Source organism: Flaviramulus basaltis, assembly GCF_900114265.1.
GTDB classification, from domain to species: Bacteria; Bacteroidota; Bacteroidia; order Flavobacteriales; family Flavobacteriaceae; genus Flaviramulus; species Flaviramulus basaltis.
This window is the reverse complement of the sequence record NZ_FPKV01000026.1, coordinates 1-1,732: the sequence shown is the minus strand read 5'-3', so window position 1 is coordinate 1,732 and position 1,732 is coordinate 1. Positions and strand designations below refer to the sequence as shown.

Genomic DNA, 1,732 nt, shown 5'->3' with positions numbered 1-1,732 from the left:
GGGCTTAACCAAAGGTCGTTGCAAGTTTGCTACGTCTGATTTTCCTGCGGAAAATCCTCGCACGTAAACCTGCAACTATTCTTATACTAACCGTTGTAGCACATTTGAGAAAATGAACTAAATGATAGAATTTCAAATAAATGACCCAAGTTTAGAATCTCAATGGAGAGGTTTGATTCTATTTGGAAAAAATAGTGCTACTTATAAATTTGCGTTTGCTAAAAGTTTATTAGAACTAGTAAATAAAGTAACTACTAAAATTTCATTGGCTGAATTATCTCGACCATTTTCTAAAAATATTATTGAGCATTTAAAAGAAAACGATAAACAAGGAAATTCAAAATCGAGTAGTTTTTTAAATGTTTGTAGAAGCAATATAAAAGATGAAATTTCAGAATCCGAGTTATGGTCAAAAACCGAAAAATTAGGTTTTGTAAATGTGATAGACGCTTTTCAAAATTTAAACGGAGCTCAAATTCCCGATATTTTTTATGAAAAAAATTATAAATCAGGGAACAAGGAAATCGTTATTAAAGACAATCTTTTAAAGTTAAAAGAATCTTTTCATTTCCAAAATTTTAATCAAGAAGTTGAGGCTCGCTGGAATTTAGTTGAAACTGCTTGGAACCTTAATCTAAATCCGAAACTACTTGAAGTTAAATATGATGAAGATAAATCTTTATTCTTTTTAGAAAATGATTTTATGAGAAGGACTGATATAACTTCAGTTAGAGATTCTCTAAATGGATATCAAAAAGGGAAATGTTTTTATAGTTTTCAAGATATTTCTGTTGTAAGTGGTTCTTCTAATTTATGTGAAGTTGACCATTTTTTTCCACACATAAACAAAACAATACACAATGAACTTGGTGCAAATATAAATGGTGTATGGAATCTTGTTTTAGCAAATAAAGAAGTTAATAGAAATAAATCTGCTAGAATTCCAGAAAAAAGATTCCTACAAAGATTATTTAATAGAAATGAATTTTATATTCAAAGCAAACATCCATTAGCGGAAACAATTGTTAATCAAACAGGAAATACGAAACAAAAAAGAATAGAATTTTTAAATAAACAATACCAATTAGCATTAAATTCTGCTATTATTACTTGGAAACCAGAATTTGAATTAAATGGGAATTTTTAATGAGTGTATTTAGTAACATTGAAGAAAACAGAAAGATTTATCAAGGAAAACATTTCTTCTTGATAAAAGATGGATATCCAGTTTCACCTGGTCATATTTTAATTATTTCAAATAAAGAAAAACTAGACTATTTCGAGTTAGATAAAAACGAACGGAATGAATTAACCGAATTAATAATTAAAGGAAAAGAAATTATAGAAAATGAATACAATCCTGATGGATATAATATCGGAATGAATTGTGGAGAAGTTGCAGGACAGTCTGTAATGCATTTTCATTGTCATATTATACCAAGATTCAAAGGAGATATGAAAAACCCCAAAGGAGGCATAAGACATTGTATCGAAGGAAAAGGAAATTATTAAAAAAACGTGCTACAACAACGTGTATAATTAATGGCTAGTTCAAGCCTACTTACGAAAATCCTCGCGGATTTTCTATTCGGTTTTTATTTGCTAAATTAGGTGCTTAAACACGCCACTAATCATACACAAAACCGTTGTGTACAATGCGCTCACTCGGTTAAAAAGCAATATAAATCTTTAATTTTTTCGCTTTAATTCTTAAAACATTTAACCTTAAAAA

General features: G+C 28.8%; 2 protein-coding genes. Both read left to right on the top strand.

Annotated features, from left to right (window positions below; genetic code table 11):
- The first annotated feature begins 121 nt into the window (after positions 1-121).
- On the top strand, positions 122-1,147 hold the full coding sequence (locus BT151_RS18345; RefSeq protein ID WP_072403819.1) for an HNH endonuclease family protein: 1,026 nt from the start codon (positions 122-124) through the stop codon (positions 1,145-1,147).
- A complete protein-coding gene (locus tag BT151_RS18340) occupies positions 1,147-1,512 on the top strand; it encodes an HIT family protein (protein ID WP_072403818.1) in 366 nt (121 codons plus the stop codon). Before BT151_RS18345 ends, BT151_RS18340 begins: the two co-directional genes overlap by 1 nt.
- Positions 1,513-1,732: the final 220 nt, after the last annotated feature.

What these genes read in the sequence shown, in the direction of transcription:
- BT151_RS18345 (WP_072403819.1), top strand. Translation starts at nt 122, where the DNA reads ATGATAGAATTTCAAATAAATGACCCAAGTTTAGAATCTCAATGGAGA.
- BT151_RS18340 (WP_072403818.1), top strand. Translation starts at nt 1,147, where the DNA reads ATGAGTGTATTTAGTAACATTGAAGAAAACAGAAAGATTTATCAAGGA.